This window comes from Methylobacterium sp. TK31 (assembly GCF_055361545.1).
The window spans coordinates 3076837-3090892 of record NZ_CM143964.1 but is presented as its reverse complement, the minus strand read 5'-3'; the positions used below and the strand labels follow the sequence as shown (position 1 = coordinate 3090892).

Genomic DNA, 14056 nt, shown 5'->3' with positions numbered 1-14056 from the left:
AGCGCGCCATGACCTCGCCCGGCTACGCCGCCCGCCGCTCGCAGCTCACCACCTACTTCGACCGCACCGCCGTCGAGGCCTGGGCCCGTCTGACCTCGGACGCGCCGGTCTCGAAGATCCGCGCCACGGTGCGGGCCGGGCGCGACGCCATGCGGGCCAACCTGCTGTCCTGGCTGCCCGCCGACCTCACCGGCCGGCGCCTCCTCGACGCCGGCTGCGGCACCGGCGCCCTCAGCCTGGAGGCCGCCCGCCGCGGCGCCGAGGTGGTCGCCATCGACGTCTCGCCGACCCTGATCGGGCTGGCGCGCGAGCGCACGGGCCTGCCGGGCCCGGGGCGCATCGACTTCCAAGTCGGCGACATGCTGGACCCCGCGCTCGGCCGGTTCGACTTCGTGGTCGCGATGGATTCGCTGATCCACTACGCTACGCCCGACATCGTCCGGGCGCTCGCCGCCCTGGCGGGGCGGACCGACGCCGCGATCCTGTTCACGGTGGCGCCGCGCACGCCGCTCCTGACCCTGATGCACATGGCCGGCCGGGCCTTCCCGCGCGGCGACCGGGCGCCGGCCATCGTCCCCGTAGGCGAGGCGGACCTGCGCCGGCGTGTGGCGGCGGAGCCGGCCCTGGCCGGCGTCGGGATCGCGCGCGCGCACCGGGTGAACAGCGGGTTCTACCTGTCCCAGGCCTTCGAACTCACGCGCCGAAACCCTCTCTCTGCAGCGGGCGACGATATGCCGGCATCTCGCGTGCGACGGGACTCCCTCTCCTTCCAGGAGAGGGAGTCCCGTCGCGCCTCTTGCGCCTCGGCGAACGACTCTCGTACCGCCCGTCCGGAAGGTGATCGGCCGACATTCGATCGTGGGAATCCACGCGCTGGTAGATGGGAGCAGGGGAGCGCCCCATGAAACCCGCCGGCTTCACCATCCGCGCCCTGATGCGCCTCGGTCCCGGCATCACGCCGTTTCTGCCCTTCGCCGACGCGGCGACGGCGGAGCTGCCGATGGGGCGCCTGCTCCGGCTCGCCCTGTTCCAGGTCACGGTCGGCATGGCCGCCGTGCTGCTCATCGGCACGCTGAACCGGGTGATGATCGTCGAGCTGGCGGTGCCGGCCTGGATCGTCGCCGTGATGCTGTCCCTGCCGCTGATCTTCGCGCCGTTCCGGGCGCTCGTCGGGTTCCGCTCGGACACGCACCGCTCGGTCCTGGGCTGGCGCCGGGTGCCCTACATCTGGTTCGGCACGCTGCTGCAGTTCGGCGGGCTCGCCATCATGCCCTTCGCCCTGCTGATCCTGTCGGGCGACACCACCGGGCCGGCCTGGCCCGGCCACGTCGCCGCCGCGCTCGCCTTCGTCATGGTGGGGGCGGGCCTGCACACCACCCAGACGGTCGGCCTGGCGCTGGCCACCGACCTCGCGCCGGCCCATGCCCGCCCCCGGGTCGTCGCGCTCCTCTGCGTCATGCTGCTCGCCGGCATGGTGGTGAGCGCCGTCGCCTTCGGGCTCCTGCTGGCCGATTTCTCGGCCCTGCGCCTGATCAAGGTGATCCAGGGCGCCGCCCTCCTGACCATCGTGCTGAACGGCATCGCCCTCTGGAAGCAGGAGCCCCGCGCCCCCGGCCGCACGGCGCGCGCATTGCCCCGGCCGGCCTTCTCGGAATCCTGGGCGCTCTATGCCGGCAAGGGCCGGGCGCGCCGCCGCCTCGTCGCCACCGGGCTCGGCACCGCCGCCTTCTCGATGCAGGACATCCTGCTGGAACCCTATGGCGGGCAGATCCTGCACCTGCCGGTCGCCGCCACCACGGCGCTCACCGCGCTGCTGGCCGCCGGCGGCGGACTCGGGCTCCTCGTCGCCGCGCGCTGGCTCGACCGGGGCGGCGACGTCTTCCGGGTCGCGGCCTCCGGCGCGGTGGTGGGCATCGCGGCCTTCTCGGCGGTGGTCTTCGCCGCGCCCCTCGAATCCGCCCGGCTCTTCGCCGTGGGCGTCTTCCTGATCGGCCTCGGCGGCGGCCTCTTCGCGCACGGCACGCTCACCGCCTCCATGGCCAAGGCCGGCCCCGAGGATACCGGCCTCGCCCTCGGCGCCTGGGGCGCCGTCCAGGCGAGCGCCGCCGGCCTCGCCATCGCGGCCAGCGGCATCCTGCGGGATCTGGGCGCGCATCTCGCCGAATCCGGCCGGCTCGGCGAGGCGCTGAACCTGCCCTCCACCGGATACCTCATCGTCTACCATCTCGAGATCGCGCTGCTGTTCGCGACGCTGCTGGCCATCGGCCCGCTCGTCCGCGCCGAGAGCCGCACGCCGCTCCCGCGATCCCTGCCCCGCTCAGCCTGAAGGAGACCGGCCATGCCGAGAGGTGAAATCACGGGCTACGTCGACGTCGCGCAGGTGGTCCTCTACGCGTTCTGGATCTTCTTCGCCGGCCTCGTCTTCTACCTGCGCCGCGAGGATCGCCGCGAGGGCTACCCGCTCGAATCCGAGGCCGCACGCGGCCGGGCGATGCCGCCCGACCCGTTCCTGATCCCGTCGCCGAAGGCGTTTTTCCTCTCCAACGGCCACGTGAAGTATGCGCCCCAGACCGGGGAGCGCACCCCCTGGAACTACCGCGGCCACAAGCACGAGGTCTGGCCGGGCGCGCCCCTGGAGCCGGAGACGGACGGCCTGCACGACGCCATCGGCCCAGGCTCCTACGCGAACCGCGAGGACAGCCACGACGAGACCTGGGACCGCGAGAAGCGGATCGTGCCCCTGCGGGTGGCCGACCACTTCGTGGTCCACGAGCTCGGCCCGAATCCCATCGGCATGTCGGTCTTCGGCGCCGACCGGCAGGTGGCCGGCACGGTGAGCGACCTCTGGGTCGACCGGGGTGAATCCATGGTGCGGTACTACGAGGTCGAGCTCGGCGCCGGCGGCCGGCGGGTGCTGATGCCCGCCACCTTCTGCCGGACCGGACGGTTCTCGCAGACGGTGACGTGCGAAGCCCTGCTGGCGCACCAGTTCGCCGACGTTCCCACCACCAAGGACCCGGATTCGGTCACCCTCAACGAGGAGGAGCGGATCATGGCGTTCTACGGCGGCGGCACCCTCTACGCGACGCCCACCCGGCAGGAGGCCATCCTGTGAGCCGGTCCATCGAGCGGCCGACGCCGCAGCGCTCCAACCAGCGGCCCACGCCGCACCTCGCCGAGAAGCGGCCCGGGCCGCACCTGCCCGCCAACGCCTTCGACGCGCCCCCCGGCCTGCCGGCGCCGCTGCCGGCCGGCGAGCACATCCTCTGGCAGGGCCGCCCCTGCGGCTTCGGCATCGCCTTCCGGGCGCTGCATCTGCGCCTCGTCGGCCTCTGGTTCGCCGGGCTGGCGCTCTGGGCGGCGCTGCCCGCGGCCCTGTCCGGACGTGTCCTGGAGGCGGCCTCGCTCGCGCTGCCGACCCTGGCGATCGGCACCGGCGCCGTGCTGCTCCTCGGGCTTCTCGGCTGGCTCTCGGCCCGCACCACCACCTACACCGTCACCAACCGCCGGGTGGTCATGCGGGTGGGCATCGCCCTGCCCATGACGCTGAACCTGCCCTTCGCCCTGGTGGAAGCGGCCGGCTGCCGGCTCTACCGCGACGGCAGCGCAGACCTTCCCTTGCGCCTGCGCCCGGGCAACCGCGTCGCCTACCTCCACCTCTGGCCCCATGCCCGGCCCTGGCACGTCAACCGGCCCGAGCCGATGCTGCGCACGGTGGCCCAGGGCGCCGAGGTGGCCGAGATCCTGGCCGGGGCGCTGGCCGCCCATCGCGCGGCGCCGGAGGAGGCGGCCGGCCCTGTCATCCTGCGGCCGCGGGTGGCGCCCGGCCCGCGCCTCGCCACCGCAAGCTGACGGAGACGACCATGAACCCCCATCCGCTCGCCAGAACCGCCGGCCGGACCTCCCGAGCCCTCGTGGCCGGCGTCGGCCTCCTCGTCGCCTTCGTGGTCGCCGCCGTCACCGTCGGCCGGGTCGAGAGCATCGGCCTGACCCGGATGGAGCCGGCCCGCCCCGTCCAGAGCCTCGCCCTGCGCGTCGACGACGCGGCGGACGGCTCGATCACCCTGCGGGACGCCGAGCACGGCGACCTCGTCGCCACGGTCCGCCCGGGCGAGGACAACTTCATCCGCGCCACCCTGCGGGGCTTCGCGCAGGGGCGGCTCCGGGCCGGCCTGCCGCGCGACGTCCCCTTCCGGCTGACGCGGTTCGACGACGGCGCCCTCCGGCTCGACGACGCGCTCACCGGGCGCAGCGTCGATTTCGGCGCCTTCGGGCCCTCGAACTTCGCCGCCTTCGCCCGCCTGATGCCCCAAGACGGAGCCGCACGATGATGGCCTGGCTGAACGGACGCCGCAGCGTCGACGTCCCCTGCACCGTCGAGATCGAGCAGACGCCCGAGAGCCTGCACGCCCACGTGGTCCTCGACGCGGCCTTCGAGATCGAGCCCGGCGACGCCGTGCAGGTGCACGACGCCCCGACCTCGGTGCCCTACGGCGAACGCCTCGTGGTGCGCCGGACCGCCACCGTGACCCGCGCCGGCCGCCTCGAGCGGCTCTGGACCAAGCTCGCGGGCCACCTCGAACTCACCGAACTCTACGAAGTCAGCTTTTCCGAGAGGAGGCGCCTGTGACCGCAGCGATCCAGCAGCCCATCCCGAAGCTTCCCCTGAACGAGGCGACCCGGGCCGCGCAGGAGACGACCTTCCTGTCGCCGCGCTTCTACACCACGGATTTCGAGGAACTCGACCGAACCGACGTCGAGCCGGTCCGGGCGGAGTGGAACAAGCTCATCGCGGAATTGCGCGCCGACCCGAACAAGCGCCACTTCACCCGCAACGCGGATTTCGACTGCGACATGTCCGGGCTCGACCCGGCCCTGCGCAAGGAATTCATGGACTTCCTGGTCTCGTCGATCACCGCCGAGTTCTCGGGCTGCGTGCTCTATGCCGAGATGCGCAAGCGGGCGAAGAACCCCGACATCCGCGAGCTGTTCGGCTTCATGAGCCGCGACGAGGCGCGGCACGCCGGGTTCATCAACGACGTGCTGAAGGATTTCGGCATCGGCGTGGATCTCGGTTTCCTGACGAAGTCGAAGAAGTACACCTTCTTCCGGCCGAAGTTCATCTTCTACGCCACCTACCTCTCCGAGAAGATCGGCTACGCCCGCTACATCACCATCTTCCGCGAGCTGGAGCGCAAGCCCGAGCGCCGCTTTCACCCGATCTTCAAGTGGTTCGAGAAGTGGTGCAACGACGAGTTCCGTCACGGCGAGGCCTTCGCCCTGCTGATGCGCGCCAACCCGAAGCTGACCTCGGGCCTGAACCGCTACTGGATCAAGTTCTTCCTGCTGGCGGTCTTCGCCACGATGTATGTCCGCGACCATTGCCGGCCGGCCTTCCACGAGGCGCTCGGGGTCGATCCGACCGACTACGACTTCCAGGTCTTCCGGATCACCTCGGAGATCTCCAAGCAGACCTTCCCGCTGACGCTGGACCTCGACAATCCGCGCTTCAAGCGGGCCCTCGACCGCCTGCTGGTCTGCTCGGAGAGGATCGCCGACGCCAAGGCGCAGGGCGGCCTGCTCGGCAAGCTCAAGCAGGGCGCCTGGGTCGCCGCCTCGGCGGTGAACTTCGCCCGGCTCTACGCCCTGCCGACCCTCGACAACCCGATGCCGGCGGAGATCCGCCTCGAGCCGGTCTGGTAGGATGGCGGCCTACGCGCTTCCCGCCCTCTACGCGGTCCTGGTCTGGTGGTTCTCCACCGGCCTGATCCTGCTCCTCGACCACCGCCCGCGCGCCACGCACGGGGTCAGCATGGCGGCGGGTACGGGCGTGCTCGCCCTGGCCCTCTGGGCCATCGGCGCCTCGGCCGGGGATGCCAGCGCGGGAAGCGCCTACGTCGCCTTCACGGCGGCCCTGGTGGTCTGGGGCTGGCAGGAGATGAGCTACTACATGGGCTTCGTCTCCGGGCCGCGGGCGCGGGGCTGCCCGCCGGGCGCCAGTGGATTCCGGCGCTTCCGCGCGGCGGCGGCCACCAGCCTGTGGCACGAGGCGGCCATCGTCGCCGGCGGCCTCGCGATCCTCGCCCTGACCTGGCGCCAGCCGAACCTGTTCGCCCTGTGGACCTACCTCGTCCTGTGGGGGATGAACCTCTCCGCCCGGCTGAACCTCTTCCTCGGGGTGCGCAACCTCAACGCCGAGTTCCTGCCCGAGCACCTCGCCTATCTCGGCAGCTACCTGCGGGTCCGCGCCATGAACCCGCTGTTCCCGGTCTCGGTGACGGCGGCCGGCCTGGCCACCGCCGCCCTGGCGCTGGCGGCTTTGGCCGAGGGCATCACGGCCCACGAAGTCGCGGGGTTCAGCATCCTGGCGACCCTGATGGCGCTCGCCACCCTGGAGCACGGCTTCCTGATGCTGCCGCTGCCCTCGGCCGCGCTCTGGCAATGGAGCCTGCCGAAGGCGGCGCGCGGCGGCCCGGTGCCGTCGCCGCTCCCGGCCGCGCGCGGGGAGGGGGGCCGCGTCGGCGAGCCCTGCCTTGCCGAGGCCGAGGGGCGCTGAATTTCCCGGTCCGCTCCGGCGGGCCGGCGCAACCGATGCCGCCATGGCGGCGAGAGAGGCGAGCGGGCCGAAGGCCGCCGTACACGGGAAGCCCGCCGTTCAACGAGGGAAGGGGACAGGCATGAACTACGAAGAGATCTTCGGCTCTGCTTTGGCCGGCCTGCATCGCGAGGGGCGCTACCGCGTCTTCACCGACCTCGAGAGGCAGGCGGGCCGCTTCCCGCACGCCACCCACCACACCCCGGCCGGCACGCGGCCGGTCACCGTCTGGTGCTCCAACGACTATCTCGGTATGGGCCAGAACCCGGCCGTGCTCGGGGCCATGCACGAGGCCCTGGACCGCTGCGGCGCCGGGGCCGGCGGCACCCGCAACATCTCGGGCACCAACCACTACCACGTGCTGCTGGAGCGCGAGCTCGCCGACCTCCACGCCAAGGAAGCCGCGCTGCTGTTCACCTCCGGCTACGTCTCGAACTGGGCGGCGCTCGGTACCCTCGGCAGCCAGCTCCCCGGCTGTGCGATCTTCTCCGATGCCGGGAACCACGCCTCGATGATCGAGGGGATCAAGGCGAGCCGCGCCGAGCGCCACATCTTCCGCCACAACGACCCCGAGGACCTCGACCGCAAGCTGCGCCTCGTCGACCCGGCCCGGCCGAAGATCGTGGCCTTCGAGTCCGTGTATTCCATGGACGGCGACATCGCCCCGATCGCCGAGATCTGCGACGTGGCCGAGGCGCACGGCGCGCTCACCTATCTCGACGAGGTCCACGCGGTCGGCCTCTACGGCCCGCGCGGCGGCGGCATCTCGGAGCGCGACGGCCTCGCCCACCGCCTCGACGTCATCGAGGGCACGCTCGGCAAGGCCTTCGCGGTGCATGGCGGCTACATCACCGGTTCGGCCAGGCTCTGCGACTTCGTGCGCAGCTTCGCCTCCGGCTTCATCTTCACCACCTCCCTGCCGCCGGCCGTGGCGGCGGGCGCCGCGGCCAGCATCCGCCACCTCAAGGCGAGCGGGGCCGAACGGGCCCGGCACCAGGAGCGGGTCGCCGCGGTGCGCGCCCGCCTCGACGCCGCCGGCATCCCCTACCTGCCGAACGACAGCCACATCGTGCCGGTGATGGTCTGCGACCCCGTGCTGTGCAAGGCGATCAGCGACACGCTGCTCGACGAGTTCGGCATCTACGTGCAGCCGATCAACTACCCCACCGTGCCGCGCGGCACCGAGCGCCTGCGCATCACGCCCTCGCCGCTGCATTCGGACGAGGACATCGATCACCTCGTCGGCGCCCTGACCACGATCTGGGGCCGGATGGGCGTCCAGCGCGCGGCGGCCGAGTAGGGCGCGCATCGTCCCTTCCCTCGCTGCAGGGAAGGGAGCCCGCACCAGGCGGTTGAGACGAAGGCGGGAAACCAGACCCATGATCGTGAACGGATCGATCCGAGCGATGCCCCCGAAACCGGTCTCCGCGGCCGCCGCCGGCGAGGCGCCGATCCTCCGGGCCGCGGGGCCGGCCAAGGCGGCGCGTCCCGAAGCGGTCGCGTCCCCGCCGACCTTCCCGTTCTCCGCCATCGTCGGCCAGGACGAGATGCGCCGGGCGCTCCTGATCGCGGCCGTCGATCCGTCGGTCGGCGGCGTGCTGGTGTTCGGCGACCGCGGCACCGGCAAGTCGACGGCGATCCGCGGCCTCGCCGCCCTGCTGCCGCCGATGGCGGCGGTGGTCGGCTGCCCCTATGCCTGCGATCCCGGCCGGCCCGCCGAGCACTGCCATCGCTGCCGCGAGCAGGCGGTGCTGCGGGCCGAATCCGTTCCCGTGCCGGTGGTGGACCTGCCGCTCGGGGCCACCGAGGACCGGGTGGTCGGCGCCCTCGACCTCGAGCGGGCCCTGACCCGCGGCGAGAAGGCCTTCGAGCCGGGCCTGCTGGCCCGGGCCAATCGCGGCTTCCTCTACATCGACGAGGTCAACCTGCTGGAGGACCATCTCGTCGACCTCCTCCTCGACGTCGCCGCCTCGGGCGTGAACACCGTGGAACGCGAGGGCTTGAGCATCCGCCATCCCGCCCGGTTCGTGCTCGTGGGCAGCGGCAACCCGGAGGAGGGCGAATTGCGGCCCCAGCTCCTCGACCGCTTCGGCCTCGCCGTCGAGGTGACGACGCCGACCGACCTGCCGACCCGCATCGACGTGGTCCGCCGCCGCGACGCCTACGAGCGCGACCCGGCGGGGTTCTGCGCCGGCTACGCCAAGGCCGACCGCGCCATCCGCAAGGCGCTGACCGCCGCCCGCGCCCGGCTCCCCGCCCTCGCCGTGCCCGATGCCACCCTGGAGGCCGCGGCGCGGCTCTGCCTGGCGCTCGGCACCGACGGCCTGCGCGGCGAGCTCACGCTGATGCGCACCGCCCGGGCGCTCGCCGCCTACGAGGGCGCCGAGACGGTCGGCCTCGACCACCTCGCCCGGATCGCCCCCTCGGCCCTGCGCCACCGGCTGCGCCGCAACCCCCTCGACGAATCCGGCTCCACCGCGCGGGTCGCCCGCGCCGTGGAGGATATCCTGGCCCGATGAGCTCGGCCTGGGCCCGCGCCCTGCGCGTGGCGCGCCTCGCCGCCGCCGATCCGCGGGGCTGCGGCGGCGTCCTCGTCCGGGCCGGGGCCGGCCCGGTGCGGGACCTCTGGCTCGACCGCCTCGCGGGGGAACTCGCTCCGGGCCGGCCCATGCGCCGGATGCCGGCGGGCATCGCCGACGACCGCCTGCTCGGCGGCCTCGACCTCGCCGCGACCCTGGCGGCCGGGCGGCCCGTCGCCCAGTCGGGCCTCCTCGCCGAGGCCGATGGCGGCTTCGTGGTCGTGCCGATGGCCGAGCGCCTCTCGCCCGGCACCGCCGCCCGCCTCGCCGCCGCCCTGGATGCCGGCGAGGTCCGCGCCGAGCGCGACGGCCTGGCGGCACGGGCCCCCGCCCGGATCGGCCTGATCCTCCTCGACGAGGGCGAGGGCGACGACGCCCGGGTCCCCGAGGCCCTGGCCGACCGGCTCGCCTTCCGCCTCGACCTCACCGGCCTCGCCTGGGGCGACACCCGCGGAGACGAACCGGCCGATCCGCCGGACCCGGCCGTGGCGGGCTTCGACCCCGACGCCGCGGTCGCCGATCTCTGCGCGGTCGCGGCCGAACTCGGCATCCCGTCCCTGCGCGCGCCGCTGCTGGCGCTGCGGGTGAGCCGCCTGCTCGCGGGCGGCGGCGCACTCCGCGCCGAGGACGTCCGCGAGGCCGCCTGCCTCGTGCTCGCACCGCGCGCGACCCGCCTGCCGCCGAGCACCGAGGAGGCCGAGGCGCCCCCGCCGGACCGGGCCGAGCCGCCCGCGCCGGACGAGGCCGCGCCCTCCGACGCGGCCCTCGAACCGGGCGCGGAGAGCCTCGTCGAGGCGGCCCGCGCGGCGATCCCGCCCGATCTCCTCGCCCGGCTGGCCCAGGCCGGATCGGCGCCCCCATCCCCGAAGGCGGGGCGCGTCGGTGCCGTGATGCAGGCGCCGCGCAGCGGGCGCCCGGCCGGCACCCGGCCCGGCTCGCCCCGCACCGGCCGCCTCGCGCTGCTGCCGACCCTGCGGGGCGCCGCCCCCTGGCAGCGCCTGCGCGCCGACGCCGACGCCTCCCCCCGCCTGATCCGGGTCCGCAGCGAGGATTTCCGGATCACCCGGTTCCGCCAGCGCAGCGAGACCACCACGATCTTCGCCGTGGACGCCTCCGGCTCGGCCGCCCTGGAGCGCCTGGCCGAGGCCAAGGGCGCCGTCGAGCTGCTCCTGGCCGAGGCCTATGTCCGGCGCGACCGGGTCGCCCTCGTGGCCTTCCGGGGCGCCGGGGCCGAGATCCTGCTGCCTCCAACCCGCGCGCTGGCGCGGGCCCGGCGCGGCCTCGCGGCCCTGCCGGGGGGCGGGGGCACGCCGCTCGCGTCCGGCCTCGACGCGGCGGGCGATCTCGCCCGCGCCGTCCGGCGCGGCGGCGGAACGCCCGTGGTCGTGCTGCTCACCGACGGGCGCGCCAACGTCGCCCGCTCCGGGGCGCCCGGCCGGGCGGCAGCCGGCGCCGAGGCCCTGAACGCCGCCGGCCTGCTGCGCGCCGCCGATATCCGCGCGATCCTGATCGACACCGCGGCGCGCCCGCAGGAGGCCGCCCGGCGGCTCGCCGAAGCGATGGGCGCGCGCTATGTCCCGCTTCCCTACGCCGATGCCGCGGCCATGAGCTCCGCGATCCGCTCGGCCCGCTGAAGGATCCGCGATGCCTGCGCCGAGCGACCGGCCCCAGTGGGAGCGCGACGGCGCGGATTGGCCCAACCGGGCCGCGAGCCGGTTCGTCCGCGCCGCCGACCTGACCTGGCACGTGCAGGAATTCGGCGCGGCCGACGCCCCGGTCGTCCTGCTCCTGCACGGGACCGGCGCCGCGACCCATTCCTGGGCCGGCCTCGCGCCGCGCCTCGCCGAGCACTTCCGGGTCGTCGCCCCGGACCTGCCGGGCCACGGCTTCACCGATCCGCTGCCCGCCGGCCGCCTGTCCCTGCCGGGCATGGCGGCGGCGATCCGCGACCTCCTCCGGACCCTCGACCTGACCCCGGACCTCGTGGTCGGGCATTCCGCCGGGGCGGCGATCCTGGTGCGGCTCTGCCTCGACGGCCTGAACCCCCGCCTGCTCGTCGCCCTCAACGGCGCCCTGACGCCGTTCCCCGGCCTCGCCTCCGTCCTGTTCCCCGGCCTCGCCCGGATGCTGTTCCTCAACCCCGTCACCCCGCGGATCTTCGCCTGGACCGCCGACCGCCCGGCGGTGGAGCGCCTGATCCGCGGCACCGGCTCGCGCCTCGACGCCCGCGGCCTCGATCTCTACCGACGCCTGTTCCGCCGCCCGGGCCACGTGGCCGGCGCGCTCGGCATGATGGCGAACTGGGATCTGGCCGCCCTCGACCGGGACATCGCCCGGCTCGCCGTGCCGACCGTTCTCCTCGTCGGCGGGGACGACAAGGCGATTTCGCCCGAAACCGCCTTCGCGCTGAAGGACCGGCTGCCCGACTTCCGGGTCCGCCTCATCCGCAACCTCGGACACCTCGCCCACGAGGAGGCGCCGGATCGCATCGCCGAGGAGATCGTGGCGGCCTATCGCGACCGGGCCCCCGGCGGCCCGCCGCCGGGGCTTGACGCCGGCTCGGCCTGACCGCACCGACGGGCCCACGATGTCCGATGACGATTCCGGCCCGGTCCGGGATACGTCCGCGAGGTTTCCGCCCATGGTCCTGACGCCCGTCACCCTCACCGGCCGGCACGTCGAACTCGTGCCGCTGGCGCACGACCATGCCGGGGCGCTCGCCGAGGCGGTGCGGGACGGCGAACTCTGGCGCCTGTGGTACACCGCGATTCCCGCCCCGGAGCGGATGGCGGACGAGATTCAGCGCCGGCTCGGCCTGCGGGCGGCGGGCACCATGCTGCCCTTCACGGTCCTCGACGGACCCGGCGGGCGCCCGGTCGGCATGACCACCTACATGAACATCGACGCCGCCGGCCCGCGGGTGGAGATCGGCTCGACCTGGTACGCCGCGCGCGTCCAGCGCGGCCCCCTCAACACCGAAGCCAAGCGCCTGCTGCTCGCCCATGCCTTCGACGGGCTCGGCTGCCTCGCCGTCGAGTTCCGCACTCACGTGATGAACCAGGCGAGCCGGCGCGCCATCGAGCGTCTCGGCGCGCGCCTCGACGGCATCCTGCGCCATCACCAGCGCCTCGCGGACGGCTCCCTGCGCGACACCTGCGTCTACAGCATCGTCGCGCCGGACTGGCCGACCGTGCGCGCCCACCTCACCTGGCAGCTCGAGAAGCCGCGCTAGGGACTGTTCGAGCGAGGTGGATGCCGGCTCGCGTGACGAGAATGCTCTAACGCGGCCCGGCCTGCCGCCCCGCCGGCGGCGTGGAGCGATGCCGATACCAGTCCCAGACGAGATAGGCCGGCAGGGGCAGGACGATCGCGAAGAAGATCCAATCGAACATCTGCGGCATGGGAGGGCCCTTTCGTTCGGCGGTTTCATGACGTCGACCGGTCGCCGCGCGCGAATGTTCCCCGATGATCCGCACCGCCGGTGCGCGATTTGCGATCTGCCCCGAGGCCGATCCCCGATCACCGGGGGCATCGACCCGCCGGGCGACCCGGCCCGACCGGCGGATACCACCGCCGGCCGGCGCCTCGACCGTCCACGAAGAAGGAACCGCCAATGCCCGGAACCACGAGCCTCTTCGCCTTCGCGGCGATCGCCCTCGGCATGGCCCTGACGCCTGGGCCGAACATGGTCTACCTGATCTCGCGCTCGATCTGTCAGGGGCCGCGGGCGGGTCTGATCTCGCTGGGCGGCGTCGCCCTCGGCTTCGTGGTCTACATGCTGTGCGCCGCCTTCGGCATCACGGCCCTCGTCCTGGCCGTGCCCTATGCCTACGACGCGATCCGCATCGTCGGGGCGTTCTACCTGCTCTGGCTCGCGTGGCAGGCCGTGCGGCCCGGCGGGCGCTCGCCCTTCGCGGTGAAGACCCTGCCGCCGGACAGTCCTCGGAAGCTGTTCCTGATGGGCTTTCTGACGAACCTGCTCAACCCGAAGATCGCGGTGATGTACCTGTCGCTGCTGCCGCAGTTCATCGACCCGGCGCAGGGCAGCGTCTTCGTCCAGGCGCTCGGCCTCGGGGCGATCCAGATCGTCCTCAGCGTCGCGGTCAACGCCGCGATCGCGGTCTCGGCGGGGTCGATCGCCCTGTTCCTGACCCAGCGGCCGTCCTTCGCCCTGGTCCAGCGCTGGATCATGGGAACGGTCCTGGCCGGCCTCGCCGTCCGGATGATGACCGAGGCCCGGCGCTGACGCCGTGCCTTGTCCTCGACAATGGTTTCGAGGGGCTCTTACGGTCTGACGTCCTCCGACGCAGGAGGCATGATCATCTCGATGATGCCGGCACAGGGAAAGGATATGAAAGCTCCGAACACGGCCGCCTACGCGATCGAATGATCGAACAAACCCACGAAATATTCGTGGAATCGGTGATCAAGGTGAGCGTTGCGGCTGCGCCGATGGGTGCCGACGCAATCAGCCTCGGGAATCGGCTGCTCATCAGATGAATTGGGACCTGATGGAGAAGTCCGCTGATCAGAGCTGGGACGATACCGATCCCATAGGTGAAGATCATCAGCAGCATGACGTCGATGTCGAGGATCTTCATGTTCTCGGTCGAAACGTATCGGGCCGAGACAAAGACGAGTCATACGGTTTCCGGATGATGGCTTCGGTCAGCCGGTGCGCGACGCGCTCCCTCTCTTGGAAGGAGAGGGTGGGGGTGTGGTGTGGTCCATCTCCGGAAAGGTCACACACCTCACCCTGTCCCTCTCCTTCCAGGAGAGGGGACCCGCGCCAGAACCCGAACGATTCAGCCGGAAACTGTATAAGCCGATGATCGGACCCAGAACGGCGTTGACGGTCAGCGATCGGATGAACCGGTCCATT

Annotated in this window: 16 protein-coding genes; 14 read left to right on the top strand and 2 right to left on the bottom strand. The window is 72.9% G+C overall.

The window, feature by feature from the left end; genetic code table 11:
- Positions 1-8 precede the first annotated feature (8 nt).
- The 13 genes from bchM to ACXJY8_RS14280 all read left to right on the top strand — a co-directional run bounded on the left by bchM (position 9) and on the right by ACXJY8_RS14280 (position 12406).
- Positions 9-905 carry a magnesium protoporphyrin IX methyltransferase gene (bchM, locus tag ACXJY8_RS14340; RefSeq protein WP_463769964.1) on the top strand — a complete coding sequence of 299 codons (897 nt, stop codon included), beginning with the start codon at positions 9-11 and terminating at the stop codon, positions 903-905.
- A complete protein-coding gene (locus ACXJY8_RS14335) occupies positions 902-2326 on the top strand; it encodes an MFS transporter (RefSeq protein ID WP_463769962.1) in 1425 nt (474 codons plus the stop codon). The genes bchM and ACXJY8_RS14335 overlap by 4 nt, the downstream gene beginning before the upstream one ends.
- Positions 2327-2338: 12 nt before the next feature.
- Positions 2339-3115 carry a photosynthetic reaction center subunit H gene (puhA, locus tag ACXJY8_RS14330; protein ID WP_463769960.1) on the top strand — a complete coding sequence of 259 codons (777 nt, stop codon included), beginning with the start codon at positions 2339-2341 and terminating at the stop codon, positions 3113-3115.
- An 83-nt stretch (positions 3116-3198) separates the two neighbouring features.
- Positions 3199-3852, top strand: coding sequence for a photosynthetic complex putative assembly protein PuhB (gene puhB / locus ACXJY8_RS14325; protein ID WP_463780643.1), 654 nt, complete (start codon positions 3199-3201; stop codon positions 3850-3852).
- A gap of 11 nt (positions 3853-3863) precedes the next feature.
- Positions 3864-4331: a photosynthetic complex assembly protein PuhC gene (puhC, locus tag ACXJY8_RS14320; RefSeq protein WP_463769958.1), complete on the top strand. Its 468-nt coding sequence runs from the start codon at positions 3864-3866 to the stop codon at positions 4329-4331.
- Positions 4328-4630, top strand: a complete 303-nt coding sequence (locus ACXJY8_RS14315) for an O2-dependent cyclase accessory protein (protein ID WP_463769956.1) — start codon at positions 4328-4330, stop codon at positions 4628-4630. Before puhC ends, ACXJY8_RS14315 begins: the two co-directional genes overlap by 4 nt.
- A gap of 20 nt (positions 4631-4650) precedes the next feature.
- Positions 4651-5703 carry a magnesium-protoporphyrin IX monomethyl ester (oxidative) cyclase gene (acsF, locus tag ACXJY8_RS14310; protein WP_463780641.1) on the top strand — a complete coding sequence of 351 codons (1053 nt, stop codon included), beginning with the start codon at positions 4651-4653 and terminating at the stop codon, positions 5701-5703.
- 1 nt (position 5704) lies between these two features.
- Complete coding sequence (puhE, locus tag ACXJY8_RS14305; protein WP_463769955.1) at positions 5705-6556, top strand: putative photosynthetic complex assembly protein PuhE; 852 nt, start codon at positions 5705-5707, stop codon at positions 6554-6556.
- Between the two features lie 121 nt (positions 6557-6677).
- Entirely contained in the window at positions 6678-7895 is a 1218-nt protein-coding gene (hemA, locus tag ACXJY8_RS14300; protein ID WP_463769953.1) for a 5-aminolevulinate synthase, read from the top strand.
- A gap of 106 nt (positions 7896-8001) precedes the next feature.
- A complete protein-coding gene (bchI, locus tag ACXJY8_RS14295) occupies positions 8002-9114 on the top strand; it encodes a magnesium chelatase ATPase subunit I (protein WP_463780638.1) in 1113 nt (370 codons plus the stop codon).
- On the top strand, positions 9111-10808 hold the full coding sequence (locus tag ACXJY8_RS14290; RefSeq protein WP_463769951.1) for a magnesium chelatase subunit D: 1698 nt from the start codon (positions 9111-9113) through the stop codon (positions 10806-10808). Before bchI ends, ACXJY8_RS14290 begins: the two co-directional genes overlap by 4 nt.
- Before the next feature lie 10 nt (positions 10809-10818).
- On the top strand, positions 10819-11742 hold the full coding sequence (gene bchO, locus ACXJY8_RS14285) for an alpha/beta fold hydrolase BchO (protein ID WP_463769949.1): 924 nt from the start codon (positions 10819-10821) through the stop codon (positions 11740-11742).
- 73 nt (positions 11743-11815) lie between these two features.
- On the top strand, positions 11816-12406 hold the full coding sequence (locus ACXJY8_RS14280) for a GNAT family N-acetyltransferase (RefSeq protein WP_463769948.1): 591 nt from the start codon (positions 11816-11818) through the stop codon (positions 12404-12406).
- Positions 12407-12452: 46 nt separating this feature from the next.
- On the opposite strand, the gene ACXJY8_RS14275 is transcribed toward ACXJY8_RS14280, so the two are convergent.
- Positions 12453-12575, bottom strand: a complete 123-nt coding sequence (locus tag ACXJY8_RS14275) for a hypothetical protein (RefSeq protein WP_463769946.1) — start codon at positions 12573-12575, stop codon at positions 12453-12455.
- Positions 12576-12787: 212 nt separating this feature from the next.
- Between ACXJY8_RS14275 and ACXJY8_RS14270 the strand changes: the two genes are divergently transcribed.
- Positions 12788-13420 (top strand): LysE family translocator, encoded by a 633-nt coding sequence (locus tag ACXJY8_RS14270; RefSeq protein WP_463769944.1) that lies wholly within the window; start codon positions 12788-12790, stop codon positions 13418-13420.
- Positions 13421-13493: 73 nt separating this feature from the next.
- Here ACXJY8_RS14270 and ACXJY8_RS14265 read toward each other — a convergent pair whose 3' ends face one another.
- Positions 13494-13775: a hypothetical protein gene (locus ACXJY8_RS14265; RefSeq protein WP_463769942.1), complete on the bottom strand. Its 282-nt coding sequence runs from the start codon at positions 13773-13775 to the stop codon at positions 13494-13496.
- Positions 13776-14056 lie beyond the last annotated feature (281 nt).